Source organism: Vibrio sp. 03_296 (assembly GCF_002265885.1).
In genome coordinates, this window is sequence record NZ_NPKW01000413.1 from 1 (window position 1) to 553 (window position 553).

General features: G+C 49.4%; 1 pseudogene. It reads right to left on the reverse strand.

Annotated features, from left to right (window positions below):
* Positions 1-553: pseudogene (locus CIK04_RS25040) on the reverse strand (histone deacetylase); the annotation flags it as partial.

Here is a 553-nt window from a genome sequence, read left to right on the forward strand (position 1 = left end):
CACCTCTTTAAACGCCGCAAGAAACGCATCATCACCACACTCTCTTGGTAAACCAATATCGAGATCAGAATCCGGCTTGCGGGCAGGGAAGTTCTTATCGCAATGGAAAGAAAGCGTCACAATGTCGTCGCGCCGTTGGCATAAAGTGGCCGTCCCATCGCCATGATGCACATCACTATCGATGATCAACACTTTGTCGACGGAAGCATGTTCCAATGCTTTGTGTGCAGCCATCACAAGATCGTTGAACAAGCAAAACCGCTGCCATAGTCGAAATGGGCATGGTGATACCCGCCACTAAGATGAATCGCAACGCCATGTTGTAAGGCTTTTTCCGCTGTCAGCACGGTTCCGGCGGTCGAGGTTAACGTACGTTCAATCAGTTTGTTCGCTCCAAGGAAAACCGATTCTGCGCCATTTTTCGCTGCAGGTAATAAGCCAGTCGTCAGCAGCTCCACGTATTTCTTGTTGGTGAACTTGTTTGATGGCTTCAATCGACAACGCTTCAAGGCTGAYWAAAAAGCAAATGCCCGCTGCCACTCGAGATGCTGTT